Here is a 26,490-nt window from a genome sequence, read left to right as displayed (position 1 = left end):
CCTGGGCGGTCCTTCCACGGAAGGGCCGCCCTTTTTTCATTGTCGCTCGTTAGTGGCGGCGAAGGAGAATAACAGATGACACGATCGACGCTCGCAGGGTTGGGAATGGCCGGGGTCGGCGCGCTGATGCTCGGCGCCTGCGCGACCCCGATGGATGCCCCGGCGGACGCGGTCTCGGTGCCTCTGGTCGGCACGAGCGGCCAGGCGATCGGCACCGTCCGCATGTGGGAGACGCCGGGCGCGGTCAGCTTCCGGATCGAAGGCAATGGCCTCAGCGTGGGGCGCCACGGGCTCCACGTCCACACGACCGGCCGCTGCGATCCGCCGGGCTTCACCAGTGCGGGCGGCCACTGGAACCCGACCAGCCGCAAGCATGGCCTCGCCAATCCCGCCGGCCCGCACGGCGGGGACCTCCCCAACGTGCCCGTCGCGGCCAATGGCACGCTGCGCGAGACGGTGGTGCTGAACGGCGCCAGCCTCGCCGCGCTCCGCGATGCCGATGGCTCGGCGCTGGTGGTCCATGCCGGCGAGGACGACAATGTCACCGATCCGAGTGGCAACAGCGGCGACCGGGTCGCCTGCGCGGTGCTCAGCCCGGCGGGCTGAGGGGGCAGGGGGCGGCGATCGGTTCCACGACCGTCGCTGCCCCTTAGCCCGTAGCGGCGATGCGGCGCACGCTTCGTTGAACGGTGTGGTGACCCCTTCAGGGTCCCAGCCAGTCATGGGAGTCGATCATGCCGCAGCGTTTCGTCGCCACCGAGAATGCCTTCGACAAGGGCATCGAGAATACCAGCGCCAAGCAGGGCGCAAAGCTTGCCGGCGAATGGGCCGAGCAGGTGCGCAAGGCCGACTTCACCGGTTCGAAGGGCCTCGCCTCGGAGCTCGAGCGGCTCGAGAAGCTGCTCAACGATGACGCTCCCGACGGCGAAAAGCTCAAGACCCTGCTCGAGAATATCGGAGCCGATACCGCCAAGGCCGCCGACCGCGCCGACGATCCCAAGGTCGCGGAAAAGGTCCGCAAGCTCGCCGAAGCGATGGGCGCAAAGCAGACCGCCTGAGGAAGGACCTTAAGCTCGCGCCTCCTTGCCGCTCGCGGCGGCGGGGAGGCCGGGCGCCTAGCCTTCGAGGTGCATCCCGAAATGCACCAGCAATTGCCGGTAAAGGTCCCGCTTGAAGGGGACGATGAGGTCCGGCAGCGACGGCGCGTCGACCCATTTCCAGGCATCGAATTCGGGATGCTTGGTGGCGATGTTCACGTCGTCGGTATGGCCGAGGAAGCGGCACAGGAACCAGTCCTGTTCCTGCCCCTTCCATTTGCCGCCCCAGAGCTTGCCGCGAATTTCCTCGGGGAGGTCGTAGCGAAGTCGCTCGGGCGCGTCGGACAGGCGCTCGACCAGATGGGGCGGAATGCCCGTCTCTTCCTCCAGCTCGCGAAGCGCGGTCTCCCACGGCTCCTCGCCGGGGTCGATCCCGCCCTGCGGCATCTGCCAGGCCTCGTCGGTCCGGTCGATCCTCCGTCCGACCCACACCTGGCGGTCGGCATTGAGGAGCATGATGCCGACTCCGCGGCGATATTCGCTGTTGGCCATGGCGCCGCCATGCGCAAAGCAGCGCGCCCGCGCAATCCATTGCCACGCGGCAAGAGCGGTGCGAGCATCGCGCGATGATGTCGCTGCTCCTTGCGGCCGCGCTCGCCGCCGCGCCTCCCGCACCCAACGCCCTTCGGAGCTTCGATGACTGGGTGGTGGGCTGCGACAATGGCCGGGCCTGCACCGCCATGGCCTATGCGCCGAAGAATGAGGACGGCGGCGCCAACCTGTCGATCAGCCGCTCGGGCGCGCCCGGCGCCATTCCCGAAATCGTCGTCAATCCGCTCGGCGAGGAGGCGACGTTCGGGGATCTGTCGATCGATGGCAGGCGCGCCCAGCTGCGCTTCACCCGCTGGACCAACGGTTCGAACCTCGTGACCATCGCGGCCGACCAGTCGTTCGCCCTCGCCCGGGCGCTGCGCGACGCGCGGCAGGCGCGGCTGATCGGGCCCGACGGCAAGGACCTCGGGCCGCTGCCGGTCAAGGGCGCGGCCGCAGCGCTGCTCTTCATGGACGATGCGCAACGAAGGGTGGGGACCGTCGGCGCGCTCGCCCGCCCGGGCGCGAAGGCGAACGAGGCCGTCCCGCCACCGCCGTCTTTGCCCGTGGTAGTCGCCGCAGCCCCCTCGGCTCGCGCGCCCGCACGGATCGACCGCGCCTTCACCGCCCGGCTCATGCGGGCCGAGAAATGCGACGTCGAGCAGGACAGCGATCATGTCAGGATGGACCGGCTCGATGCGCGCCACAGCCTGCTGCTGGTCCGACTCGACTGCATCAGCGGGGCCTACAATATCCTCTATCGCGCCTTCGTCGTCGCCGACGGCGGCCGTCCGGTCGAAGCGCGTTTCGACCTCCTTCCCAACTTCGTCGACGAGGTCGCGGGGCAGCCGATCTACAATCTTGGCTGGGACCCGAAGGAGCGGCGCTTGTTCGCGGGGTTCAAGGGCCGGGGCCTTGGCGACTGCGGGATCTGGTACGACTATGCATGGGACGGGGCGCGCTTCCGGGTGGTGGAAGCGAGCGCCATGGACGATTGCCGGATGGCCTTCGATGTCATCCGGACCTTCCGCGCCCGGGTCGTGACCCGGTAGGCGGGGAGCCCGAAGGCCCCCCGCCCGGATATTGGTCAGTAAGCGGTGGTCGCGGCGCCCGCCGAACGGGCCCGGCTGCTGCTGTGCCCGCCGGCATTGTAGAGAATGTCCTCGGCCTGGTTGCGCGACAGGCCGCTGCGCTCGGTGTCGACCGAGACGAAGGTTCCGCCCTGGCTCACCCGCTCGCCATAATAGTCGCTGTCCTCGCGGCTGACGCCGTGGCTGCTGAAGAGGTCGCTGAGACCACCCGCGGCAGCGCCGAGCGCGGTGCCGGTGACGGCCGCCCCCGGAACCGCGGCAGCGGCGATGGCGCCGGCGGCGGCAAGCGGCCCGACGCCCGGAATGGCAAGCGCGGCGACTCCGAGGAGGGCGCCGATGCCCGAGCCCGCGGCGGCCTTGGCGATGAAGCTGGTCGGCTCGTCGCTATGGCCTTCGGGGGTGGTCGTGGAGGAGGCGGCGGTGTCGCCGTCATGCTGGCCGACGATCGAGATGCTTTCATGGTCCGCGCCGGCGCTGCGCAGTTCCTGAACGGCGCGCTCTGCTTCGCTGCGATTGTCGAAGACGGCCGAGACGATGTTGCCCTGCATATGTGATCCTCCGCTTAAGCACCGGCCTACTTGCCGGCGCTGGTGGAGCGAAGCGCAGGGGGCGCCAGTTCCTCGCCTCGGCGCTTTGTCCGGCAGGCCGAGGCTAGCGGGCGAGCAGCAGCTTCAAATGGGCGACGCACAGTTCGAGGTCGGTCTGCGCGCTCGGCAGCGCCTTCCTGAGGTTGAGGAAGCCGTGGATCGTGCCCTCGCACTCGAGATAGAGGGTGCGGACCCCGGCCGCGGTGCAGGCGGCGGCATAGGCCCGGCCCTGGTCGCGGATCGGGTCGAGGCTGGCGGTGACGACGAGGGTCGGCGGAAGTCCCGCCTGGTCCTTGCGCAGCGGATCGTAGCGCCAGTCCTTGCCGTCGGGGCGATAGCATTGATCGAACCAGGCCATGCTCGCGCGGCTGAGGAGATAGCCTTCGCCGAAGGCATCGAGGCTCGGATAATGCCTGGTGGGATTGCCCGCCGGATACATCGGCCATTGCGCCAGCACGGGCACCGCCGCGGGCGCGTCGCGGAGGCTCAGAGCCGTGACGATGGTGAAATTGCCGCCCGCGCTGTCGCCGGCAAGAATGAGGCCGGTGACCGACAGGCCGAGTTCGGCCGGGCCGGTCGCGATCCAGCGCGCGGCGGCGATCGCGTCCTCGGGCCCGGCGGGGAAGGGATGCTCGGGCGCAAGGGCATAGTCGACGCTGACCACGGGAAGGTCCATGAGCCGCGCGATCTCGGCGCAGAGCGGCTCGTGCGTGTCGAGGTCGCCGAGGACGAAGCCGCCGCCATGGTAGAAGACCAGCACCGGACCCTCGCCGCGCTCGGCCCGCGCATCATAGAGCCGCATCGGGCAGGGGCCGCCCGGGATGTCGCGCAGCACGGCTAGTGGACCCGTTTCGGCGTCGAACATCTTGCGGCTGGCATGAAGCATCCCCCGCGCGCCCTCCAGCCCGACATCGACCGCCCGCTTGGCCCCGGGCCGGTTGGCGATTTCGAGCAGCGCGGCAACGTCGGGACGGACAAAGGGAGAGGTCATGTTTCGCGCCCTATCGTGGTGACGGCGGCAATTCCACGCGCTACATGCGCGTTAACTTCTTTTGACGCGCAGGACTCCTCATGGCCACGGCCACCCATTTGCTTACCCCCGAAGAAGCGCACAGCGATGCGCCGCCCGAGAATGTCGTCGTCCGGTTCGCGGGCGATTCCGGCGATGGCATGCAGCTGACCGGGGGCCAGTTCACGCTCTCGACCGCGCTCGCTGGCAACGACCTCGCGACCTTCCCCGACTTCCCGGCCGAGATCCGCGCGCCGCAGGGGACGACCTTCGGCGTCTCGGCCTTCCAGATCAATTTCGGTTCGGCCTCGATCGAGACCGCGGGCGACCAGCCCGACGTGCTCGTCGCGATGAACCCGGCCGCCCTCAAGGTGAACGTGGCCGCGCTTCGCGACGGCGGCATGATCATCGCCGACGAGGGCGAATTCTCGGCCCGCAACCTCGCCAAGGCGGGCTACGAGCAGAACCCCCTCGAGGACGGCAGCCTCGCGCGCTGGCAGCTCGTCAAGTTCAACATCTCGCAGCTGACCCTCGATGCCGTGAAGCCGTTCGGCCTCGGCAACAAGGAGGCGCTGCGCTGCAAGAACATGTGGACGCTCGGCCTTGCGCTGTGGATGTTCGACCGTGACCGCGGCCCGATCGTCGACTGGCTCAAGACCAAGTTCGCCAAGGCGCCGACGCTCGCCGAAGCCAATATCGCCGCGCTCAACGCCGGCCATGCCTATGGCGACACGATCGAGATGGGCGCGGCCTTCCGTCCGCATCACATCGACGCCGCGCCGGCCGAGCCCGGCCTCTATCGTACCGTCACCGGTGCCGAAGCGCTTGGCCTCGGCCTCGTCGCGGGCGCGCAGCTCGCCGAGCTGCCGATGTTCTTCGGCGGCTATCCCATCACCCCGGCGTCGGCGCTGCTGCACCATCTGTCGCGCCTCAAGGAATATGGGATCACCACCTTCCAGGCCGAGGACGAGATTGCCGCCATCTGCGCCGCGATCGGTGCCAGCTATGCCGGGAGCCTCGGGGTCACCTCCTCCTCGGGCCCGGGCATCGCGCTCAAGACCGAGGCGATGGGCCTTGCGATCATGACCGAGCTGCCGCTGGTCATCGTCAACTCGCAGCGCGGCGGCCCCTCGACGGGCCTCCCGACCAAGACCGAGCAGAGCGACCTCTATCAGGCGGTCTATGGCCGCAATGGCGATGCGCCGATGCCGGTCATCGCCGCCCGCTCTCCCGCCGACGCCTTCGACTGCGCGATCGAGGCGGTGCGCATCGCGACCCGCTACATGACCCCGGTGATGCTGCTGACCGACGGCTACATCGCCAATGCCGCCGAGCCGTGGAAGGTGCCCGACATGAGCGGCTATGTGGCCTTCCCCAAGGCGCATGCGAGCGAAAGCGACGCGCCGCGTGACGAAGGTGGCAAGGTCCAGCCCTTCGCCCGCGACGAGAAGCTCGCCCGGCCGTGGATCAAGCCCGGCACGCCCGGCCTGCTCCACCGCATCGGCGGGATCGAGAAGCGCCCGGGCACCGGCGACATCGACTATTCGCCCCAGGCCCATGCCGAGATGACCAAGCTTCGCCAGGACAAGGTCATGGGTATTGCCGACGACATCCCCGATCAGGACGTGTGCCTCGGCAAGGCTGGCGCGCGAGTCGGGGTGGTCGGCTGGGGCTCGACCTTCGGTCCGATCCACCAGGCGGTGAAACGGCTGTTGGCTCGAGGCGAGGATGTGGCGCACGTCCATGTCCGCAACATCTGGCCGCTGCCGCGCAACCTCGGCGAGCTGCTGCACAGCTTCGACGCGGTGATCGTGCCGGAGATGAATACCGGCCAGTTCAAGACCGTGCTTCGCGATCAATATCTGGTCGATGCGAAGAGCGTGACCAAGATCAGCGGCCAGCCGTTCAAGATCGCCGAGATCGAGGCCGCGATCCGCGACGCGCTCGCCGGCTGCCCGCCGCGCGACCTCGGCGCCGACAGCACCCAGCTGCCCGAGCCCGAGAGCGGCCGCGACACCGGCCACCCGCACGCGGCCGAGGTTCGCTGATGAAGCCGCTCAACCCCGGTGCCCTGATCGCGATGCTGATCGTGGTCCTGGGGCTCGTCTATCTTCTATTGTGGCGCTGAAACCATGAATGACCTGACCACCATCGACAAGACCACCGCCAAGGACTGGGCGAGCGACCAGGAAGTCCGCTGGTGCCCGGGCTGCGGCGACTATGCGGTCCTGAAGGCCGTGCAGCGGACCATGCCCGACCTCGGGGTCGCGCGCGAGAAGACGGTGTTCGTGAGCGGCATCGGCTGCTCGAGCCGCTTTCCTTATTACATGGAGACCTACGGCTTCCACACCATCCACGGCCGCGCGCCGGCGGTGGCGACGGGGGTCAAGCTCGCCAATCCCGACCTCGACGTGTGGATCATCACCGGTGACGGCGACGCGCTGAGCATCGGCGGCAACCACACGATGCACCTCCTGCGCCGCAACCTCGATTGCCAGCTCTTGCTGTTCAACAACGAAATCTATGGCCTCACCAAGGGCCAATATTCGCCGACCAGCCGGATCGGCACGCGCAGCCCGTCGACCCCGTTTGGCTCGGTCGACCGGCCGGCGCGTCCCTGCGCCTTCGCGCTTGGCGCCGGTGCCCGCTTTGTCGCCCGCGGGATCGACGTCCACAAGTCGCTTCCCGACGTGCTCAAGGCCGCCCACGCCCACAAGGGCACCGCCTTCGTCGAGATCTTCCAGAATTGCGTCGTCTACAATGACGACGTCTTCGCGCCCTTCACCGCGCGCGATGTCGCGGCCGAGATGCAGCTGTGGCTGAAGCCGGGCGAGCGGATGACCTGGTCGAACGGCACCAAGGGCCTCGCGCTCGACCTCGAGACGCTGAGCCTCAAGGTCGTCGCCGGGGACGATCCGGCGGTGCTGGTCCACAATCCGAAGAACCGCTCGATCGCGCACATGCTCGTCGAGATGCCGCCGGTCGGCTTCCCGGTCGCCTTGGGCGTCATCTATGACGATCCCGCCCCGACCTTCGAAGCCGCGGTACTCGAGCAAAACGAGAGCGCCGCCGCGGGCAAGAAGGCCGATCTCCAGGCGCTCGTCGCCAAGGGGCAGAGCTGGATGGTCGAGAAGGAGCCGCGGGCGGAGTGATCGGCCTGCTCCTTGCGGCCCTGCTCTCCACCCAGCCTGCCGGGCAGCCAGCCACAGGGGCCGTCGTGATTGCCGACTATGAGAAAGGCGTGTGGGGTCCGGATGAGTGTCCGGCCGACGAAATCTGCATGCGCTATCCGTACCGGACGACATTCACGATCCGGGACCGCGTTGCGGGGGTGACGGGGCCGTCCCGGTTCGAGGGCACGATCTGGATGCATGGCGAGATGGTTCGCCGCCGCCTGGCCCTGCTTGTCGAGCGACGGGCCGGAGGTTGGCACGTGGTGGACTGGTCGCTACCCGGCCAGCCGTGCTTCAGTACCGCCCAGGTTGCGCGGCTCGGACTTGGACGTTCGGGCGAAGCCACCGAGCAAGACCAGACCTGTTTCGCGGCAGCGCGATGATCCCCCGCACCCTCATCGCCTCCGCGCGCATTCCCGGCGGGCCCGAGATGCATCTCTATTCGCGCGGCGCCGACCACATGATCCTGGTCGAACGCGAGGAATTGATGAGCACGCGCATGAGCGGCTCGGAGGAAGCGCTTGCGACCCTCACGGCGGAACGGCTCGGGAGCCGCCCGGGGCAGCGCTGGCTGATCGGCGGCTATGGCATGGGCTTCACGCTCCGCGCGGCGCTTGCCGCTCTGCCCAGGGACGCGGAGGTCACCGTCGCCGAACTGGTGCCGCAGATCATCGACTGGGCGAAGGGCCCGATGAAGGAGCTGACCGCCGGCTGCCTCGACGACCGGCGGGTGAGGGTAGCGATCGGCGATGTCGCCAAGGAGATCGCAAAGGGCGGCTGGGACGCGATCCTGCTCGACGTCGACAACGGCCCCGACGCGCTGGTGCGGCCGGGCAATGACGGGCTCTACGACGGCCGTGGGCTGGCCGAGGCCAAGGCCGCGCTCCGGCATGGCGGGCTCCTCGCCATCTGGTCCGCCGGCCCCGATCCGCGCTTCGCCAAGGCGCTCCAGGCGGCACGCTTCCGGACAGAGGAAGTGGTCGTCCGTGCGCGTCAGAACGGCAAGGGCCCGCGCCACGTCATCTGGTTCGCCAGGGCCTGAATGGACAATCTGACGCACAGCCTGGCGGGCGCGATGCTCGGGCAGATGGGGCTGAAGCGTGCCAGCCGATTCGGGCTGCTCGGCTGCATCCTCGGCGCTAATGCGCCCGACATTGACGTCTTCGCGCCGCTATTCCTACCGGTCGACAATATCGCCTTCCACCGTGGCCCGACCCACGCCTTGTTGTTCGTGCCACTGATGGCCGCCGCGACGGTGGCTCTCCTGTGGATCCTCGACCGCCTGTGGCGAAAGCCCGGGACCGAGCCGTTCCGCGCCGGCCCGCTGTTTCTCGTCGTGCTCCTCGCGACCTTCAGCCATCCCTTCCTCGACTGGCTGACGACCTATGCGGTGAACCTCTACCTGCCGTTCGACCGTGGCTGGTATTCGGGCAATGCGATCTTCATCATCGACCTCGTCTACTGGGTGCTGCTGGTCGCCGGCATCACCCTGTCGTCGCGCCGCTGGCGGAAAGGGAAGCCGAACCCCGGCCGTCCGGCGATCGTCGCGGGGCTGCTGATGCTCGCCTATATCGGCGGCAACCTCGTCTGGAGCATGCGCGCCGAGCGGCTGACCCGCGACGCGCTGGTCGCCCGCGGGATCGAACCGACCGTCATCGTCGCCAGCCCCCCGCCGATCGCCTTTTGGGAGCGCAGCATGGCGTGGCGCAGCGCGACCGACTGGGGGGAGGGAAGCTTCGGCCCCGCCGGTCTCGTCCTGAGCGATGCCCGCCGCCCGCTGCGGCTGGATGATCCGGCCTTCCTGAAGGCCCGGGCCGAGCGGCGACCGGTTCGCTCCTTCCTCTACTGGTCGCGGATGCCGATCGTGGTGGAGGAGGGCGGGCGGACCTATCTCACCGACCAGCGTTACTATCGCGCCTTCACCGACGATCGGATCCCCGCCGCCGTCCGCCGCCGTGCGCCGACCAGCTTCCTCGTTCCGCTCGATACCCCCTGAAGGGCATAGTGACCTTTGGCCCGGGCCCGCGTTCAAGCGGCCATGGCTTCCACGCAAATCGTCTGGTTCCGGCAGGACCTTCGCACCAAGGATAATCCCGCGCTCGTCGCTGCGGCGGCCTGCGGGCCCGTGTTCGGCCTCTACGTCCTCGATGATGACACGCCCGGCAAGTGGAAGCCGGGTGGCGCCTCGCGCTGGTGGCTTCACCACAGCCTCGCCGCGCTCGCCGAGGAACTGGAAAAACTCGGCTCGACGCTGATCCTTCGTAAGGGCCGCTCGGCCGACGTCGTTCGCAAGGTTGCGCGGGAGGTCAATGCCGGGGGCATCCACGCCAATCGCCATTATGAGCCCTGGTGGCGCGAGGCCGAGTGCGAGAAGGGCGACTTCGTCATGCTCCACGAGGGCGACGTGCTCTACGAGCCGTCGGAAATCCGCTCGGGCGCGAACAAGCCGTTCAAGATCTACGGGCCTTATTACCGCGCGCTCCATGCGCATTTCCCGCCGCCCGCGCCGGTCCCGGCGCCGAGGCTGTCGCGACCGGACGCGCTGCCCGAGAGCGACGATCTCGCGTCGTGGAGTTTGCTTCCGACCAAGCCGGATTGGGCCGGCGGCTTCTCGGACTGGGAGCCGGGCACGAAGGGGGCGGAGAAGCGCCTTAGCCATTTCGTCGATCATGCCGGCGACTATGCGGCGAAGCGCGACCTGCCCGCCGCCGAAGCGACCAGCCGCCTCTCGCCGCACCTTCATCATGGCGAATTGAGCCCGCGTCAGGTGTGGCACGCGCTCGGCCGCAAGGGCGGGGACAAGTTCCACCGCGAGCTCGCCTGGCGCGACTTCAGCTGCCACATGATGCTGTCCGACCCGGCGATCGGCGAGGAATCGCAGCGGCCGCTCGGCCTCAGGACCCGCCACGGCAAGGCCGCCGACGCCGACTTCGTCGCCTGGACCAAAGGGCGCACCGGCTTTCCGCTGGTCGACGCCGGCATGCGCCAGCTGTGGCAGGAAGGCTGGATGCACAATCGCGCGCGGCTCGTCACCGCGAGCTTCCTCGTCAAGCATCTGCTGATCGACTGGTGGCGCGGGGCCGAATGGTTCTGGGACTGCCTTGTCGATGCCGATTACGCCAACAACAGCCAGAACTGGCAGTGGGTCGCCGGGACCGGCTTCGACAGCCAGCCCTTCTACCGGATCATGGCCCCGCTGACGCAGAGCGAGAAGTTCGACGCCGCCGACTATATTCGCCAGTGGGTGCCCGAGCTGGCGAAGCTGTCGGACGCCGACATCCACGATCCCTGGGGCCGGGGGAAGGCGCCCGACGGCTATCCCGAGCCGCTGATCGGCCACAAGGAAGCGCGCGAGCGCGCGCTGGCGGCGTTCAAGGCGCGCACCTCTTAGTCCCAATCCGTTCGCCCTGAGCGAAGTCGAAGGGCATTCGCGCAAACGTGCTTCGACTTCGCTCAGCACGAACGAGTTGAATATGGACCTTGCTTGGCTCTAGTCGAAGCCATGGCCACCCGCGGCGCTCATCTCCTCAATGCCGACCGCGGCTTCGCCACCGGCGCTGGTCTTCTCGGTCGGCTCGCGGCCCCGGCCTTCGCACGGCTTCTCGACACGCTTCACGAGCGGCTTCGCGAGGGCGGCATCCACGCGACCCTTCCCGACGGCACCCGCCGCAAGATCGGCTTCCATGCGCCCGGTCCCGAGCCGGTGGTCGAGCTCAAGAGCTGGCGCGCGCTCGTCCGCCTCGCCACCAGCGGCAGCGTCGGCTGGTACAAGGCCTGGGCGCGCGGCGAATGGGCCTCGCCCGACCCGGTGCCGCTGTTCGATCTTTTCATGCGCAACGCCGCCAGCCTCGGCGGGACGGCACGGGCCAAGGGGCTCTTCCGCCTCGTCAACTGGATGGCGCACCAGTGGCGTGACAATGCCCCGGTCCAGGCGCGCGAGAATATCGCCGCCCACTACGACCTCGGCAACGATTTCTACGCCGCCTGGCTCGATCCTTCGATGACCTATAGCGCGGCGCTCTGGGCAGGGGCGGGAAGCCTTGAAGCCGCGCAGGACCAGAAGATCGCGGCCCTGCTCGATCGGCTGGAACTCCGGACGGGCGACCGGCTGCTCGAGATTGGTTGCGGCTGGGGTGCGCTGGCCATTGCCGCCGCCCGGCGCGGCGCGATCGTCACCGGCCTGACCCTCTCGACCGAGCAGAAGGCCTGGGCCGAGCGGCGTATCGCCGAGGAGGGGCTCTCAGACCGGATCACCATCCTCCTCGAGGATTATCGCGCGCATCGCGGCAGCTATGACGCGGTCGCTTCGGTCGAGATGGTCGAGGCCGTCGGGCAGCGCTGGTGGCCGACCTATCTCGACGCCATCGCCGCGGCACTCCGTCCTGGCGGCCGCGCGGCGCTCCAATATATCTCGATCCGGCCCGAGCTGTTCGCGGCCTATGCCCGAAGCGCCGATTTCATCCAGACCTATATCTTCCCGGGCGGGATGCTGCTGAGCGAGCCGATCTTCGCTTCCCTCGCGGCCGAGCGCGGGCTCGGCTGGAGCGACCGCCACGCCTTCGGCATCGACTATGCCGAAACGCTCAAGGTCTGGCGGGCCAATTATGACGCCGCCGTCGACGCTGGCCGACTCGACGAGTTCGGCCCCGAATTCCACGACTTGTGGCGCTATTATCTGATGTATTGCGAAGGCGGCTTCCGCGGCGGCGGGATCGACGTCGCGCAGGTCTCGATGGTTCGCAGCGGCGCCTAGGCGCCTGTCAGTCGACCCGGACCTTGGCGCCGGTCGGGCGCTCTTCCTCGAACAGGGCAAGCAGCCGCTCGGCGACGGCCTGGGGCGGCTTCACCGAGCTCGGCTCCTCGCCGGGAAAGGCGAGGGCGCGCATCCGGGTGCGCGTCGCGCCCGGATCGAGGATCGTGACCCGGAGCTTGCCGGTATAGGCGGTCTCGTCGGCATAGGTGCCGAGCAGGCATTCGAGCGCCGCCTTGGACGAGCCATAGGCCCCCCAGAAAGCCCGCGGGGTTGCCCCGACGCTGCTGGTCACCGCCACCACCTCGGCCTTGTCGGCGGCCTTCAGCAGGGGATCGAAGGCCGCGATCAGTGCCTGGTTGGCGAGCAGGTTCAAATTAATGACCCGCGCATATTCCTTGACGTCGATATGCTCGACCGGCGTCAGGCTGCCGAGCATCCCGGCATTGAGCACCATGAAGTCGAGCTTCTGCCAGCGCCCGGCGATCGCCTGGGCGAGCTTGGCGATGTCCTCGGCATTGCCGAGATCGAGCGGGGCGATGGTGGCGGTGCCGCCGGCGGCGTGGATTCGCTCCTCGACCTCCTCGAGGCCCTTGGCCGAGCGCGCGGTGAGGATGACGTGCGCGCCTTCGCGGGCGAGCGCCTCGGCGATGGCGGCGCCGATCCCACGGCTGGCTCCGGTGACGAGGGCGAGGCGGTCGGCGTATCTGCTCATGGGCGCGGGCCCTAGCCGGGAAGACGCGGGTGGCCAAGTCGTTGTGTCGGCCGCCCGAACAGGCTAGTTCTTGCTCTGTTCTGTTCGAGATTGGGGGCGGGTTGTGGACGCGTGGATGGTAGCAGTGCTGGTCGGGGTCATCGCCGTCGCGGGGGTGCTGCTCGGCTGGTTCCTCGGCAGCCGGCCAAGCGCCGCCTTTGCCGCCGAAGCCGCGCAATTGCGCGATCAGGTGGCGACGCTCGGACGCGATCAGGCGGTCGCCGCCGAACAGCTCCGCCGATCGGTCCAGACCGAGGAAGCCTTGAAGTCGGTGACCGACGAGCGTGATTCGCTCGCGGGTGAGCTCGCCGCGTCGCGAGTCGTCTCGCAGCGCTATGCCGAGCTCGAGGAGCGTCACCGCGCGCTGCAGGACGATGCCGGCAATCTGCGCGGTGACATCGCCAGCGCCGCCGAGCGGCTCCAGCGGCTTGCCGAAGTCGAGCGGCTGCTCGAGCAGCGCACCGCCGAGCGCGACGAGGCGCTGCGGCTGAAGGCAGGGCTCGAGACCGAGGTGAAGAGCTTCGAGGAACGGCTCGTCGACCTCCGCAAGTCGCGCGACGAACTGGTGATCCAGTTCCGAGAGGTCGGCGACAAGCTCCTCGAAAAGGCGCAGGCCGATTTCCTGGCCAAAGCCAACGAGCGCTTGAGCAAGGCCGATCTCGAAAGCCAGGCCAAGCTTCAGACCCTGCTTCAGCCGGTGTCCGACACGCTGAAGCGCTACGAGGAAGGGCTGCAGCGGGTCGAGGCCGAGCGCAAGGACAGCTATGGCGAATTGCGCGGCGTCCTCGGCGAGCTGCGCAAGGACAATAGCCAGGTGCGCGACGAGACCCGCAACCTCGTCAATGCGCTCCGCTCGAGCCCCAAGGCGCGCGGCCGCTGGGGCGAGCAGAGCTTGCGCAACGTCCTCGTCCAGGCGGGCCTGACCGAAGGCATCGACTTCGAGATGGAAGTCAGCCTCGAGACCGCCGACGGTCGCCTGCGCCCCGACGTGGTGGTCAACCTGCCAAGCAACCGCAAGCTGGTGATCGACGCCAAATGCTCGCTGAACGCCTTCCTCGACGCCTGCGACGAGGTCGACGAGGAGCGCCGTCAGGCCTGCTTCAAGCTCCACGTCGCCTCGATGCGCAACCATGCGCAGGCGCTGGGCTCGAAGGACTATTGGGCGCAGTTCGGCGAGGCGGCCGACTATGTCATCATGTATATCCCGGGCGAGCATTTCCTCACCGCCGCGCTCGAGCAGGATCCGCAACTCTGGGACTGGGCGTTCGAGCGGCGCGTGCTCCTCGCCACCCCGACCAATCTCGTCGCGATCGCGCGCACCGTGGCCAGCGTCTGGCGGCAGGAGAAGATCACCGAGCAGGCCGAAGTCATCGCCGCGCTTGGCAAGGAACTCCATTCGCGAATCGCCACCATGGCCGAGCATGTGGTCCGTATGGGCCGCAACCTCGCGACCGCGAACGACGCCTACAACAAGATGGTCGGAAGCCTCGAGACGCAGGTCTTCACGCAGGCCAAGCGTTTCGAGGGCCTGGGGTCGGGCAGCAGCAAGGAGATCGCTTCGCCGCCGCTGGTCGAAACCGCACCGCGCCCGCTGACGAAGCTGGCGCCGCCCGCGGCCGCGGACGACGCCATCGCCGCCGAATGATCAGGGCCGGAAGCGGCCCATCCGGATCTCGCCGGCATTGTTCGAAAGGATGAGGTCGCCGCTCGTGGTCCAGGCCATGCGCATCGGCTGGGCGAGGATCTGGCCGGCGGCGGTCTCGGCGCGCATGTCGGGGCAGGCCATGCGGGTCGCGACGACCGGGCCGGCGATGAGCGTCTGGCCCTCGACCCGGTAGGAGCCGCTCATCCGGTTGCAGCCGAACTGGCCGCTGAGCTGCCCGCCGTTGAAGGTCAGCCGATAATTATCGCCTGACACGAGCTGACGGCCGACCGCGAGAACCGTCCAGTCGCCTTGAAGATTCCCCGCCGAGGCGACCTCGACCGGACCGCCACAACCCTCGTAGCGGCGGCCGTCGACCGACACCTGCACCTTGTCGGGATAGGTCCGGTCGCTCATCCCGTCGCTGCAGCGCTGGCCGTGGACGATGTTGAGGTTGATCCGGCGGCCCTGGTAGATGTCGCCGGCAAAGCCGTGGATCGCGCGCGGCTGGGCTTCGGCGACGCGCTGGCCGTCGACGGTCGTGAAGACCATCTGCCGCCCGTCGAGCGTCAGGCCCCAGAAAGGCTCGGTCCCGAGCGCACGATAGGAAGCGCCGGCCACGGGCGGCGGTCCGCCCGGCGGCGGCATCATCGTCTCGCAGCCCGCCAAGGCGATGGCGGCGGCGGTGGCAAGGATCGCAAGGCGCATCATCTCAACTCCCTTGGCGGACGAGGTCGTCCCGTTTTCCGACCGAAAACCGCTGGGCGGCGTCGGTTCCATCTTGGCGTCCGTAACGGGTCGAAGATGAACGCTTAGCTAGCGCCAGCTGGCGCGGATCTGGAAGGCCATGATCGCCGCCGCCACCGCCGCATTGAGGCTGTCGGCCTTGCCGTGCATCGGGATCTTCACGAGGAGGTCGCACTCGGCCTCATAGGCCTCGGGAAGCCCCGCCTGCTCGTTGCCGATCAGGAGGAAGCAGGGCTGCTCGTAGGTCGGGCCGATATAATCGTGGTCGGTCTGGAGGCTGGTCCCGACCAATTGACCGGGGCCGCTGCGGAGCCAGGCGTGGAAGGTCGACCAGGGCACCTGCACGATCTTCTGGGTGAAGATCGCGCCCATGCTCGCACGCACCGCCTCGACGCTGAACGGGTCGGCGCTGTCGTCGACGAGGATCAGCCCGCCCGCGCCGACCGCGTCGCCGGTGCGCAGGATCGTGCCGATATTGCCGGGATCGCGCAGCTTTTCGGCAACCAGCCACAAGGGCGCCGCGGCGCGGTCGAGGTCGGCAAGGCCGAGCCGGGGCTGGGGATAGGCGCCGAGCAGCAGGGGCGGATTGTCCTTGCCGCTCATCTTGGCGAGAATTTCGTCCGGAACCGCGATCGCCTCGGCTCCGGCGGCCTCGGCCTCGGCGACGATCTGCGCCGCGAGCGGGTGGAGCTCGCCTTCCGAGCAGGCGACGATGGTCGGGAGCACGCCCGCCTCGCGCGCCTCGGCCATGATCCGCAGCCCCTCGGCTAGGAACAGCCCCTCGAGCCGCCGCGCCTTCTTCTCGCGCAGCGAACGGAGGCGTTTCACGGTGTCGTTGGAAAAGGAGGTGATGTGGCGGGGCATGATTCTCTTTCGCTCCTCCCCCGGGCACCTGGGGGAGGTTACACGAAGTGCCGGAGGGGGTGGGGCAGGAGGCCCCCTCAGTCAGCTACGCTGACAGCTCCCCCAGGTGCCCGGGGGAGCGACGTGGAGTCATTCTTCCCCGAACTTGTCCTCGACCAGCCGGCTGAGTTTCGCCACCGCCTCGTCGGCGCCGTCGCCCGCGGCGCTGATCTCGATCGAGTCGCCGCGCGCGGCGCCGAGCATCATCAGGCCCATGATCGAGGTTCCGCAGACCTTGTTGCCGTCCTTGGCGACCTCGACCGCGCAGGTCAGCTCGCTCGCCAGCGTGACGAACTTCGCGCTCGCCCGGGCATGGAGCCCGCGCTTGTTCTCGATCCGGACGATCTTGGAGACGGCGTTCAAGCGGCGGCCTCGCCGAGAATCTCGGAAGCGACCGAAATATATTTGCGCCCCGCCTCGCGGGCGGCGGCGACGGCGGCGCGGACGTTCATCGCCTTGCGCGCGCCTTCGAGCCGGATCAGCATCGGCAGGTTGACCCCGGCGATCACCTCGATGTCGCCCGACTTCATCAGGCTGATCGCGAGATTGCTGGGAGTGCCGCCGAACAGGTCGGTGAGAATGATGACCCCGGCGCCGCGGTCGACGCGCGCGATCGCCTCCGCAATATCCTTGCGGCGCGCTTCCATGTCGTCATCGGGACCGATGCAGATGCCGGCGATGGCATCCTGCGGTCCGACCACATGTTCCATGGCAACGATGAACTCGGCCGCAAGACGACCGTGGGTCACCAGCACTAATCCGATCATTCTAGCGGTCTCTTGGTCCTTCGTTGCGTTCCTGCCCCTGCTCGAAAGAATCATCGGGGCGAAGCGCCAGGTCTCGGTGACGGATATTCGGCGAAAAGCCATGGCTTCGCAACCGTTCCGCCATTTCCAGCGCGGCGGCGACCGAACGATGGCGCCCGCCGGTGCAGCCGAAGGCGATCCCGACATACGCCTTTCCGGCCGCCCAGTAGCGCGGGAGGAGGCCGACGATCAGCTGTTCGGTCCGGTCCATGAATTCGTCCCAGCCGTCCTGGGCGGCGACGAAGTCGGCGACCGGCGCATCGGCCCCGGTCAGCGGGCGAAGCTCGTCGACCCAGTGGGGGTTGGGCAGGAAGCGCAGGTCGAAGACGAGGTCGGAGGTGCGGCTGATCCCCCGCGCGAAGCCGAAGCTCGTGATGGTGACGACCAGATCGTCGCCCTCGTCGCCGTAGCGCTGGCGCAGGTGGTCGCGGAGGTCGGCGGGCTTGAGGTCGGTGGTATCGAGCACCGCGTCGGCGGCGAGCCGGAGCGCGGCGGTGAGGTCGCGCTCGCGGCCGATCCCGTCCTCGGCCGGGCGGTCGGGGCTCAGGGGATGGCGCCGGCGGGTCTCGCCATAGCGGCGGATGAGCTCGGCCCCGGTCGCGTCGAGATAGAGGATCTCGGGCCGGACGCCGGGGATGGAGTGCAACAGGGCAGGAATGGCGTGCGGGTCGAAGCCGCGGCTCCGCGCATCCATCCCGACCGCGACATGGGCGGTCCGGCGCGACCGGTCGGCGCCATGGACGAAGTCGTGGAGGAGGGCGGTCGGCAGATTGTCGACCGTGTCCCAGCCCATGTCCTCGAGCGCGTCGAGCACGGTCGACTTGCCCGCACCCGACATTCCGGTGACCAGCAGCAGGCGCGGCAGCCGCCTGGAAGAGGGGCGCCGCGGACCGCTCACTTGAGGCCGAAGCGATCGAGCGCGAGCGCGACCTTGGCCGGCGCCGACGCGGTCATCGCGTCGATGCTGATCAGTGGCACCTTGAGGCCGCAGATGACCCGCTCGCGCGAATCGTCGGGCAGGCGCTGGATGTCGCTGGCAAGCTCGACCACGAGGGCCAGCGGAATGTCCTCGACCACGGGCATCGGAATGATGCCCATCCCGCGGATCTCGAGCTTGCCGCGAATGGTCGCCGGCGCGCTGACGTAGAGCCGCTCGCCGCGCTTCTGGACCACGGTCTGGTCGTCGGCGACGAGGGTGAAGCCGCGGTCGATCAGGCGGAGCGCGAGGTCCGACTTGCCCGAGCCCGACAGGCCCGCGATCAGCACCGCGCGGCCTTCGTGGGCGACCGTGGTCGCATGAAGCGTTTCGCTCGAAAGGCGGATGTTCATTCGCTGTCCCCTTCGCCCGCCGCTGCCGGAAGGCGGATGGTGAAGCGGGCGCCCGAAGGCGCGTCGTCGCGGTCGGCCACGTCAATCTCCCCGTCATGGCCCTTCACGATCGCACGCGCGATCGCAAGGCCGAGCCCCGAGTGGCGACCGAAATCGCCTCCCTCGGGCCTTACTGAGACGAAGCGGTTAAAGATGGCTTCACGGACGCTGGCGGGAACGCCGGGACCTTCGTCGTCGATTCGGATCAGCACCTCCTCGCCGACCCGTGCCACCGCCACCTCGACCAGGCTTCCGGCGGGCGAGAAGCTGATCGCATTGTCGATGATATTGTCGATCGCGCGGGCGAGGCGGGCGGGCTCGCCGAGGATGATCGCCGAGGCGGCGCGCGGCCGGGCGAAGGCGATCCGGACGTCGCCGGTCAGGCGCCGCTGCTCCCAGGCGTCGCACAATTGTCCGACGAGGAGGCCGAGGTCGACCGGTTCGAAGGCGGCTCGGGCCAGCTCGGCGTCGGTCCTTGCGGCCTCGCCAATGTCGCCGATCAGCCGGTCGAGCCGGAGCACGTCCTGCCGAACGACGTCGAGCAATTGCCGGCGCAGCGCGGGATCCTCGATCCGGTCGAGCCCGTCGACCGCGCTGCGGAGCGAGGCGAGGGGGTTCTTGAGTTCGTGGGTGACGTCGGCGGCGAAGGCCTCGATATTGTCGATCCTCAGCCGCAGCGCCTGGCTCATGTCGCTGACCGCGCGGGCGAGCATCCCGATCTCGTCCTTGCGCTTGGCGAAGCGCGGCACGCGGACCTCGCGCGACCGGCCGAGCCGGACCCGGTGCGCGGCGAGCGCCAGCCGGTGAAGGGGGCGTGCGATGGTCCGGGCAAGAAACAGCGACAGGAACAGGCTGAACATTGCCGCGGCGAGGAGGCCGCCGGCAAGCTTGGCCCGTTCGCCGCGGACGGTGCGGGTGAAATTGCGGTCGTTGGCGGTGACCAGCAGCACCCGCTCGCCCGCGACCGGGGCGGCGGAGGTCAGCACCGGGGTGAGGTCGGGGGCGTTGCGGACCGCGCCCGCCGGCTTGCCCGACTGCCGCGCGGCGACGGCCTCGGGCCAGGCGGTGCTGCGATCGGTGGCGGGTTCCACGAAGTCGGGCAGGGTCTTCTCGCCGACGATCGCGTTGAAGCCGCGATCGAGTGCCCGGGCGATCTCCTTGGTCCAGTCCTGCTGGCGCGGGTCGCGCAGGCGATAGGTGGGGCCGGTCCGGTCCCAGCTGTCGAGGAGCTTGGCGCCATCGGGGCCGTAGAGCCGGAGCCGGGCGCCGGTGCGCTGGCCGACCGCCGCGAGGAAGGGTCCGATCTCGCGCTGGTCGGTGGCGGGAAGGGCGGCGGCGGTGATCTCGGCGATGTCGAGCGCCTGCGCCTCGCGCTCGGTCCGAAGCTGGTTGCGGAAGCTGTCCAGGAACAGGAGGGCGAGCGCCAGCACCAGCAGGATGATGACGTTGACCGCGAGGATCCGCTGGGAAAGGCGCCAGTTCAGCTCCTTGGAGAAGCGGCCCCGGCGGGCAGGATTAGCCATCGTTGAACCGATAGCCGACGCCGTACAGGGTCTCGATCGCGTCGAAGGTCGGATCGGCGCTGCGGAACTTGCGGCGGATCCGCTTGATGTGGCTGTCGATGGTGCGATCGTCGACGAACACGTCTTCCTGATAGGCGACGTCGAGCAGCTGGTTGCGGCTCTTCACCACGCCCGGCCGCTGGGCGAGCGCCTCGAGGATCAGGAATTCGGTGACGGTGAGCGTCACCGGCCGCCCGTCCCACATGATCTGGTGGCGGGCCGGGTCCATCATCAGCCGCCCGCGCTCGATAACCGCCGGCGCGGCTTCCTCGCCCGCGAGCGGGGCGCTCCGAACCATCTCGGCGCGGCGCAGGATCGCCCGGATCCGCGCGATCAGCAGCCGCTGGCTGAAGGGCTTGGCGATATAATCATCGGCCCCGGCGGCAAGGCCGTGCGCCTCGTCCTGTTCCTCGTCCTTGGAGGTGAGGAAGATGACCGGCATCGCCGCCGCCGCGCCGCCCTTCTCGCGAAGCGCGGCGAGCAGGGCGAGGCCGTCCATTCCCGGCATCTTGATGTCGAATACGCTAAGGTCGGCGGGATTGTCGGCCAGCGCCTTTAGCGCGGTCGCGCCATCGGGATAGAGGCGGGTGACGAAGCCCTCCGCCTGGAGCGCGATCGAGACCGAAGTCAGGATGTTGCGGTCGTCGTCGACCAGCGCGATGACCGGAGCCGTCATGGGGACGCGCCGTAGCGCCAAAGCGGGACGGGCATCAAGCGCGGCGCCGGTTTGACCCGCGCAACCTTTTGCGGGCATAGGCGCTCTATCACCGCATACGTATGCGGCGGCGCCCGGATTCCCCGGGTCGGCCGCCGCTTGAGCATGAGCGAAAGGTCGTAAATGTCGATTCGGGTTCCTTCCTTCGGCCTCGAGGCCCAGGGGATTTCCACCGCTGCCAAGCTTCACTGGAACCTGGTCACCGCGCCGCTCTACGAACAGGCCGTGCTTCGGGGCGAGGCGATGATCGCCAAGGAAGGGCCGCTGGTCGTTCAGACCGGCGCGCACACCGGCCGCAGCGCGCAGGACCGCTTCATCGTCCGTGACGAGACCACCGAGAACACGATCTGGTGGGGCAAGTCGAACAAGCCGATGGACCCGGCCGCCTTCGACCGTCTCCACGAGGACTTCCTCGCTGCGCTCGGCCAGAAGGACGAACTGTTCGTCGCCGACCTGTTCGGCGGCTCGCAGCCCGAGCACCGCGTCAACGTGCGCGTGATCAACGAGCTCGCCTGGCACAACCTGTTCATCCGCACGATGCTGGTCCGCCCGGAAGGCGAGCAGCTCGCCGGCTTCGTTCCCGACTACACGATCATCGACCTGCCGAGCTTCAAGGCCGACCCCGAGCGTCACGGCTGCCGCTCGGAAACCGTGATCGCGATCAACCTCACCAAGAAGCTGATCCTCATCGGCGGCACGCAGTACGGCGGCGAGATGAAGAAGAGCGTCTTCGGCCTCCTGAACTATCTCCTGCCGCAGGACGGCATCATGCCGATGCACTGCTCGGCCAACATCGGTCCGGACGGTGACACGGCGGTCTTCTTCGGCCTCAGCGGCACCGGCAAGACGACCCTCTCGGCCGATCCTAACCGCACGCTCATCGGCGACGACGAGCATGGCTGGTCGGACACCGCGGTCTTCAACTTCGAGGGCGGCTGCTACGCCAAGATGATCCGCCTCTCGGAAGAGGCCGAGCCCGAGATCTACGCGACCACGCGCCGCTTCGGCACGGTGCTCGAGAATGTCGTCATGGACCCCGAGACCCGCGAGCTCGACCTCGACGACAACAGCCTCGCCGAGAACAGCCGCGGCGCCTATCCGATCGACTTCATCCCGAATTCGAGCGCCGACAATCTCGGCCCGGTGCCCAAGACGATCGTGATGCTCACCGCCGACGCGTTCGGCGTGCTGCCTCCGATCGCCCGGCTGACCCCGGACCAGGCGATGTTCCACTTCCTGTCGGGCTACACCGCCAAGGTCGCTGGCACCGAGATCGGCGTGACCGAGCCGGAAGCCACCTTCTCGACCTGCTTCGGCGCGCCCTTCATGCCGCGCCACCCGAGCGTCTACGGCAACCTCCTCAAGGAGCGGATCGCCAAGGGCGGGGTCACCTGCTGGCTGGTCAACACCGGCTGGACCGGCGGCAAGTATGGCACCGGCAAGCGCATGCCGATCAAGGAGACCCGTGCGCTCCTCAACGCGGCGCTCGACGGCAGCCTCAACAATGTCGAGTTCCGGAAAGACCCCTATTTCGGCTTCGACGTGCCGGTCGCGGTGCCGGGCGTCGACACGGCGATCCTCGATCCGCGCTCGACCTGGGCCGACAAGGACGAGTTCGACCGCACCGCGGCCAAGCTGGTCGACCTCTTCTGCGACAATTTCGAGCAGTTCGCCGAGCATGTCGAGGAAGGCGTCCGCCAGTGCGCCCCCAAGGTCGCCGAAGCGGCCTGAGGCCAGACATTCAGACCAGAGGCGGGCTCGTCACCAGGCGAGCCCGCCGCTCCTGAACCGGAACGGCGGGCGTCGCCCGGTTGCTGACGCGGGACAGCACGGCCTCGAGCATCGGGGTCATCGCCCGCAGCCGCCTGGCCTTGATCACGATGTCCCACAGGGGCTCGAACTTCTTCCACCCCGCCGCATAGGCGAAATGCTTGAGCCTGTGCCGGGCGCTGTCGTGCGTCAGCGCTCCCGCCGCGATGTTCCGCCAGCCGTAGAAGTCGCGGTAGGCGCGATCATAGCCTGCCTTGAGCGCCTGCGCGCTGAGCCGGGCCGGTCGGTAGACGACATGGCGCGTATCATAATCGTCCCAATCGTGGCTGGTGATCCGGCCCTGCGCCGCAAGCTCCTGATGGAGCTTCGTCCCCGGATAGGGGGTCTGGATGTGGAAGGTAGCCGTCGTCACGCCGTGGCTTACGGCCCAATCGACGGTGCGGGCGAAGACGCTCTCGTCGTCCTCGTCCATGCCGAACACGAAGGAGCCGTTGATCATGATCCCGAGGTCGCTCAGCCTTCGCGCGACGGCGGCATAGTCGCGCGCCAGATTCTGCTTCTTGTTGCTGCTGACGAGATTGCGCTCGTCGAACGTCTCGAAGCCCACGAACAGGCTTCGAAGGCCGGCGTCCGCAGCCCGCTCGATGAGGTTGCCGCGAAGCACACTGCCGACCGTCGCGGCGCCCTGGAACAGCCGCCCCATGCCCCTCATCCCCTCGAACAGTCCCTCGGCGAAGCGGCGGTCGCCGAGGAGGTGGTCGTCGAGGAAATATAGGTGGCGGCCCGGAAGCCGGTCGATCTCGGCCAGCGCCTCGTCGACCCGCTGGGTGTAGAAGGATTTCCCGCCCGCGAAGAACGCGTCCTTGTAGCAGAAGCTGCAATGCTGCGGGCAGCCGCGGGTGACGGTAATGCTGTTGGGGACGAGATAGAGATGGCGCTTGATGAGGTCCCGCCGGATCGCGGGAAGGCCGTGAATGGTGCGGCCGGCGCTCGACACGTAGCGCGGCCTCGGCATCCCGGCGCGAAGGTCGGCGAGAAAGGCCGGGAAGGTCTGTTCGCCCGGGCCGATGAAGATCGTGTCCGCATGCCTCGCGGCTTCGTCGGGAAGGGACGTCACATGAAGGCCGCCCAACGCCACGTGGCAGCCCTTCGCCCGGTAATGATCGGCCAGCGCATAGGCCCGGTAGGCGTTGGTGATGTAGACCTGGATGACGACGAGGTCGGGGCAGTCGTCGGTCGTCAGGACCTCGACATGATCGTCGACCAGTTCCACCTCGTCATCGGGCGACAGGAAGGCGGCAAGCGTCGCAAGGCCAAGCGGGGGAAAGAGCGAATATTTGATCGGACGCCAGAATGGGCTCCTGGCCTCGGTCAGCGCGGGCAGGATCATCTTCACCTTCATGCATTCGTTCCCCATCGTGGACGTGACGGGACGAATGGCGCGGCCATGGCTGAACGGCATGAGGCGAAGGTGAGCAATTGCTGAAAAGGGACGGCGCCTACGCTCGCGCGAGGTCTACCGTCCCCGGTGTCACGTCAGGACGGCTTTCCGCTGTCCGACATTGCGGTCAGCTTCGTCCGCCCTTGCCCCGGATATACTCGCCGACATTCAGCGCGAGTACGTCCATCGGCACGTTGCCGCCGAGCAGGACCGCATCGTTGAAGTCGCGGAGGTCATAGGCCGAACCGAGCGCGGCCTGCGCCCGGCCGCGCTGGCGGACGATCTCCTGATGGCCGATCTCGTAGCCGCAGGCCTGGCCCGGCCAGCTGCAATAGCGGTCGACTTCGCTCGCCACTTCGAGCGGGTTGCTGCCGTTGCGCTCGACGAAGAACTGGACGCCCTGTTCGCGGGTCCAGCGCTTGGCATGGAGGCCGGTGTCGACCACGAGCCGACAGGCGCGGAAGGCGATCGACTGCAAGTAGCCGAGGCGCCCCGCCGGGAAATCGTCGAACACGCCCAGCTCGTCCGCCAGTTGCTCGGCATAGAGCGCCCAGCCTTCGGAATAAGCGTTGAACGCGAGCAGGGTCCGGATGCGCGGCAGCGAGAAGGTATATTCGCCCTGCCAGACATGGCCGGGGATCGCCTCGTGGTGCGCGAGGTCGGGCAGGCTGACGCGGCTGTGGAGGTCGGTGGTCCTGAGGTTGATCCAGAACTTGCCCGGGATCTTGCCGTCTGGCGAACCCGCCCCGCCATAGGCGCCGGGCGCGCCGGGCTCTTCCTCGGGCGGCAGGCGCTTCACCTCGAGATTGCCCTTGACCAGGGTCCGGAAGGCACGGGGGAGCTGGGCGCGGATGATCCCCAGCCGCTCCTGGATGAAGGCCATGATATCGGCCCGGCCGGGATCGCCGTCGGCGAACTTGTAGCGCGGGTCGACCGCCAGCGCGCGCATCCGCTGGCCGACCGAGCCCTGGGTCAGGCCAAGCTGGCGCAGCAGCGGATCCATCCGCGCGTGGAGCGCGTCGAGCGTGGTCAGCCCCAGTCGGTGGATCTCGTCCGGGGTCATCTGGGTGGTCGTGCTCGCCTTGAGCGCCCAGGCATAATAAGCCTCGCCGCCCGGCCGCGCCCACATGCCGGCCTGGTCGGTCGCGCGCGGACGCTGGCGGCGGAGCTCGGCGATCTGGCGGGCAAGGGCGGGCGCGACCTGGCCGGTGGCGATGGCCCGGGCCTTGGCATCCCAGTCGCCGGATATGCCCTTCTCGCGGGTCCGGCGGACGAGGCTCTCGACCAGGCTTCCGCCCTTGGCCGCGTCCTCGGCCGAGCGGGTCATCTGGGTGATCGCCTTGTCGATCAGGAAGCCCGGCGGGATCAGCCCCTTGGCGGCCGCGTCCTGCATCCGCGCGAGCTCGCCATCGAGCACCGCCGGATATTGTGCGAGCCGCGAGAGATAGGTCTCGGCATCCTCGCGGGTCTCGATCAGATGGTCGGTATCGAGGAAGCGGGGCACGTCGAGATAGGCGCCGGTATTCTGGATCACGACATAGGGCGTGTTGCGCCAGCTCCCGACGGCGACATCGCCATAGGGCAGGGCGAAGCCTTGAAGCGCCGTGCGATAGGTCGAGCGGATGACCTCGAGCGTGGTCCGGGTCGAATGGTCGAGCGCGGAGAAGTCCGCGGTGTCGAGGGCGGCAAGGTCCTCGCGCAGCCCCGCGGCATAGCGCGCCTGGCCGGCGGGACCGCGATCGGCCAGCTGGCCGCGGAGCGCGGCATAGGCGCCCTTGTCGATATTGAGCCCGGTCGCGCTCTCGGGATTGGCGCGGAGGAAACGGTCGGTGATGCGCTCGATCAGCGCGTCCGCCTCCGCCTTGGTAAGCGGCCGCTTGCCGGTCGGGGCGAGAGATCCCGGGGTGGCGCAGGCGGCGAGGGTCGCGGTCGAAGCGGCGGCGGCAAGCGCCTGGCGGCGGGTGAGGCTGGTCATGTTCAACTTAAAGCAAACCCGCACCACGCCGTCACCCTGAACTTGTTTCAGGGTCTATCCCGCCAGGCGGGCAATGGGTCGGGTGGAGCGATGGATGCTGAAACGAGTTCAGCATGACAAGATCAGGGGAGCTTGGGCGCAGTCCGCACGATCAGGCAATTGCCTTCGACCGCCACGATCTCGACCCGCTCGCCGACAGTGGCGGGACCGCCGCGGGCGCTCCATTCGCTGTCGCCGAGACGGACCCGGCCGCCATGGTCGTCGATCGGCGCGACCGCCACCGCGGAGCGACCGACCAGCGCGCCCGAGCGGTCGTTGAGGTGCCTGGCGGTCGAGGCGACCGGCCGGTTTGCATAGACCTTGCGCCCGAAATAGACCGCGACCGCGGTGTAGATGGCGAACAGGGCCAGCGCGGGCGCAAGGCCGAAGCCGAACAGCAGGACGAACAGGCCGGTGATGATCGCCGCGACCCCGATGAAGAGCAGGAAGAAGCCGGGCGCCACCACTTCGGCGATGAGCAGCAGGACGCCGCCGATCAGCCACCACCAGCCCTGTGTGATATCCTCCAT

The 26,490-nt window shown here is 68.4% G+C and carries 27 protein-coding genes; 12 read left to right on the top strand and 15 right to left on the bottom strand.

What is annotated here, in order from left to right; genetic code table 11:
- Positions 1 to 75: 75 nt before the first annotated feature.
- Together AC4GYU_RS12035 and AC4GYU_RS12030 are read left to right on the top strand one after the other, a co-directional pair.
- A complete protein-coding gene (locus AC4GYU_RS12035; RefSeq protein ID WP_491087192.1) occupies positions 76 to 606 on the top strand; it encodes a superoxide dismutase family protein in 531 nt (176 codons plus the stop codon).
- A gap of 128 nt (positions 607 to 734) precedes the next feature.
- On the top strand, positions 735 to 1,058 hold the full coding sequence (locus AC4GYU_RS12030) for a hypothetical protein (protein WP_491087191.1): 324 nt from the start codon (positions 735 to 737) through the stop codon (positions 1,056 to 1,058).
- A gap of 57 nt (positions 1,059 to 1,115) precedes the next feature.
- Here the strand turns inward: AC4GYU_RS12030 and AC4GYU_RS12025 are convergent, their stop codons facing one another.
- Complete coding sequence (locus AC4GYU_RS12025) at positions 1,116 to 1,589, bottom strand: RNA pyrophosphohydrolase (protein ID WP_491087190.1); 474 nt, start codon at positions 1,587 to 1,589, stop codon at positions 1,116 to 1,118.
- 74 nt (positions 1,590 to 1,663) lie between these two features.
- Here AC4GYU_RS12025 and AC4GYU_RS12020 point away from each other — a divergent pair, with 74 nt between their 5' ends.
- Entirely contained in the window at positions 1,664 to 2,680 is a 1,017-nt protein-coding gene (locus AC4GYU_RS12020; protein WP_491087189.1) for a DUF1176 domain-containing protein, read from the top strand.
- A gap of 35 nt (positions 2,681 to 2,715) precedes the next feature.
- Here the strand turns inward: AC4GYU_RS12020 and AC4GYU_RS12015 are convergent, their stop codons facing one another.
- Together AC4GYU_RS12015 and AC4GYU_RS12010 are read right to left on the bottom strand one after the other, a co-directional pair.
- Positions 2,716 to 3,267 carry a hypothetical protein gene (locus AC4GYU_RS12015; RefSeq protein WP_491087188.1) on the bottom strand — a complete coding sequence of 184 codons (552 nt, stop codon included), beginning with the start codon at positions 3,265 to 3,267 and terminating at the stop codon, positions 2,716 to 2,718.
- 103 nt (positions 3,268 to 3,370) lie between these two features.
- Complete coding sequence (locus tag AC4GYU_RS12010) at positions 3,371 to 4,297, bottom strand: alpha/beta hydrolase (RefSeq protein ID WP_491087187.1); 927 nt, start codon at positions 4,295 to 4,297, stop codon at positions 3,371 to 3,373.
- Positions 4,298 to 4,377: 80 nt separating this feature from the next.
- Here AC4GYU_RS12010 and AC4GYU_RS12005 point away from each other — a divergent pair, with 80 nt between their 5' ends.
- The 7 genes from AC4GYU_RS12005 (at position 4,378) to AC4GYU_RS11975 (ending at position 12,241) form a co-directional block, all read left to right on the top strand.
- Positions 4,378 to 6,363 carry a 2-oxoacid:acceptor oxidoreductase subunit alpha gene (locus tag AC4GYU_RS12005; protein WP_491087186.1) on the top strand — a complete coding sequence of 662 codons (1,986 nt, stop codon included), beginning with the start codon at positions 4,378 to 4,380 and terminating at the stop codon, positions 6,361 to 6,363.
- A gap of 84 nt (positions 6,364 to 6,447) precedes the next feature.
- The gene (locus AC4GYU_RS12000) at positions 6,448 to 7,467 is read left to right on the top strand and encodes a 2-oxoacid:ferredoxin oxidoreductase subunit beta (protein WP_491087185.1); all 1,020 of its coding nucleotides are present in this window, start codon (positions 6,448 to 6,450) and stop codon (positions 7,465 to 7,467) included.
- Positions 7,464 to 7,871, top strand: a complete 408-nt coding sequence (locus AC4GYU_RS11995) for a hypothetical protein (RefSeq protein ID WP_491087184.1) — start codon at positions 7,464 to 7,466, stop codon at positions 7,869 to 7,871. The genes AC4GYU_RS12000 and AC4GYU_RS11995 overlap by 4 nt, the downstream gene beginning before the upstream one ends.
- Complete coding sequence (locus AC4GYU_RS11990) at positions 7,868 to 8,530, top strand: polyamine aminopropyltransferase (protein WP_491087183.1); 663 nt, start codon at positions 7,868 to 7,870, stop codon at positions 8,528 to 8,530. The genes AC4GYU_RS11995 and AC4GYU_RS11990 overlap by 4 nt, the downstream gene beginning before the upstream one ends.
- On the top strand, positions 8,531 to 9,484 hold the full coding sequence (locus AC4GYU_RS11985) for a metal-dependent hydrolase (protein WP_491087182.1): 954 nt from the start codon (positions 8,531 to 8,533) through the stop codon (positions 9,482 to 9,484).
- Between the two features lie 42 nt (positions 9,485 to 9,526).
- Entirely contained in the window at positions 9,527 to 10,879 is a 1,353-nt protein-coding gene (locus AC4GYU_RS11980) for a cryptochrome/photolyase family protein (RefSeq protein WP_491087181.1), read from the top strand.
- Positions 10,880 to 10,990: 111 nt separating this feature from the next.
- On the top strand, positions 10,991 to 12,241 hold the full coding sequence (locus tag AC4GYU_RS11975) for a class I SAM-dependent methyltransferase (RefSeq protein ID WP_491087180.1): 1,251 nt from the start codon (positions 10,991 to 10,993) through the stop codon (positions 12,239 to 12,241).
- Positions 12,242 to 12,248: 7 nt separating this feature from the next.
- Here the strand turns inward: AC4GYU_RS11975 and AC4GYU_RS11970 are convergent, their stop codons facing one another.
- Positions 12,249 to 12,953, bottom strand: coding sequence for an SDR family NAD(P)-dependent oxidoreductase (locus AC4GYU_RS11970; protein WP_491087179.1), 705 nt, complete (start codon positions 12,951 to 12,953; stop codon positions 12,249 to 12,251).
- A gap of 115 nt (positions 12,954 to 13,068) precedes the next feature.
- On the opposite strand from AC4GYU_RS11970, the gene AC4GYU_RS11965 reads away from it, so the two are divergent.
- Positions 13,069 to 14,637 carry a DNA recombination protein RmuC gene (locus AC4GYU_RS11965; RefSeq protein ID WP_491087178.1) on the top strand — a complete coding sequence of 523 codons (1,569 nt, stop codon included), beginning with the start codon at positions 13,069 to 13,071 and terminating at the stop codon, positions 14,635 to 14,637.
- Here AC4GYU_RS11965 and AC4GYU_RS11960 read toward each other — a convergent pair whose 3' ends face one another.
- The 8 genes from AC4GYU_RS11960 to AC4GYU_RS11925 form a co-directional block, all read right to left on the bottom strand.
- Positions 14,638 to 15,345, bottom strand: coding sequence for an META domain-containing protein (locus AC4GYU_RS11960; protein ID WP_491087177.1), 708 nt, complete (start codon positions 15,343 to 15,345; stop codon positions 14,638 to 14,640).
- Between the two features lie 105 nt (positions 15,346 to 15,450).
- Positions 15,451 to 16,245 carry a TrmH family RNA methyltransferase gene (locus tag AC4GYU_RS11955; protein ID WP_491087176.1) on the bottom strand — a complete coding sequence of 265 codons (795 nt, stop codon included), beginning with the start codon at positions 16,243 to 16,245 and terminating at the stop codon, positions 15,451 to 15,453.
- Positions 16,246 to 16,374: 129 nt separating this feature from the next.
- Complete coding sequence (locus AC4GYU_RS11950; RefSeq protein WP_491087175.1) at positions 16,375 to 16,647, bottom strand: HPr family phosphocarrier protein; 273 nt, start codon at positions 16,645 to 16,647, stop codon at positions 16,375 to 16,377.
- Entirely contained in the window at positions 16,644 to 17,051 is a 408-nt protein-coding gene (locus tag AC4GYU_RS11945; RefSeq protein ID WP_491087174.1) for a PTS sugar transporter subunit IIA, read from the bottom strand. The genes AC4GYU_RS11950 and AC4GYU_RS11945 overlap by 4 nt, the downstream gene beginning before the upstream one ends.
- 1 nt (position 17,052) lies before the next feature.
- Positions 17,053 to 17,988, bottom strand: coding sequence for an RNase adapter RapZ (gene rapZ, locus AC4GYU_RS11940; RefSeq protein WP_491087173.1), 936 nt, complete (start codon positions 17,986 to 17,988; stop codon positions 17,053 to 17,055).
- Positions 17,985 to 18,419, bottom strand: coding sequence for an HPr kinase/phosphorylase (locus tag AC4GYU_RS11935; protein ID WP_491087172.1), 435 nt, complete (start codon positions 18,417 to 18,419; stop codon positions 17,985 to 17,987). Before AC4GYU_RS11935 ends, rapZ begins: the two co-directional genes overlap by 4 nt.
- Complete coding sequence (locus tag AC4GYU_RS11930) at positions 18,416 to 19,981, bottom strand: sensor histidine kinase (protein ID WP_491087171.1); 1,566 nt, start codon at positions 19,979 to 19,981, stop codon at positions 18,416 to 18,418. The genes AC4GYU_RS11935 and AC4GYU_RS11930 overlap by 4 nt, the downstream gene beginning before the upstream one ends.
- Complete coding sequence (locus tag AC4GYU_RS11925; protein WP_491087170.1) at positions 19,974 to 20,696, bottom strand: response regulator transcription factor; 723 nt, start codon at positions 20,694 to 20,696, stop codon at positions 19,974 to 19,976. Before AC4GYU_RS11925 ends, AC4GYU_RS11930 begins: the two co-directional genes overlap by 8 nt.
- A gap of 162 nt (positions 20,697 to 20,858) precedes the next feature.
- On the opposite strand from AC4GYU_RS11925, the gene AC4GYU_RS11920 reads away from it, so the two are divergent.
- Complete coding sequence (locus AC4GYU_RS11920) at positions 20,859 to 22,466, top strand: phosphoenolpyruvate carboxykinase (protein ID WP_491087169.1); 1,608 nt, start codon at positions 20,859 to 20,861, stop codon at positions 22,464 to 22,466.
- A gap of 10 nt (positions 22,467 to 22,476) precedes the next feature.
- Here AC4GYU_RS11920 and AC4GYU_RS11915 read toward each other — a convergent pair whose 3' ends face one another.
- The 3 genes from AC4GYU_RS11915 to AC4GYU_RS11905 all read right to left on the bottom strand — a co-directional run bounded on the left by AC4GYU_RS11915 (position 22,477) and on the right by AC4GYU_RS11905 (position 26,490).
- A complete protein-coding gene (locus AC4GYU_RS11915; RefSeq protein WP_491087168.1) occupies positions 22,477 to 23,907 on the bottom strand; it encodes a B12-binding domain-containing radical SAM protein in 1,431 nt (476 codons plus the stop codon).
- A gap of 166 nt (positions 23,908 to 24,073) precedes the next feature.
- Entirely contained in the window at positions 24,074 to 25,921 is a 1,848-nt protein-coding gene (locus AC4GYU_RS11910; RefSeq protein WP_491087167.1) for a DUF885 domain-containing protein, read from the bottom strand.
- A 122-nt stretch (positions 25,922 to 26,043) separates the two neighbouring features.
- Positions 26,044 to 26,490, bottom strand: a complete 447-nt coding sequence (locus tag AC4GYU_RS11905; protein WP_491087166.1) for an NfeD family protein — start codon at positions 26,488 to 26,490, stop codon at positions 26,044 to 26,046.

The sequence above is a fragment of the Sphingomonas sp. SP2 genome (assembly GCF_058313385.1).
Note: the sequence above shows the minus strand (reverse complement) of the source record. Positions and strands in the feature narration are given on the sequence as shown.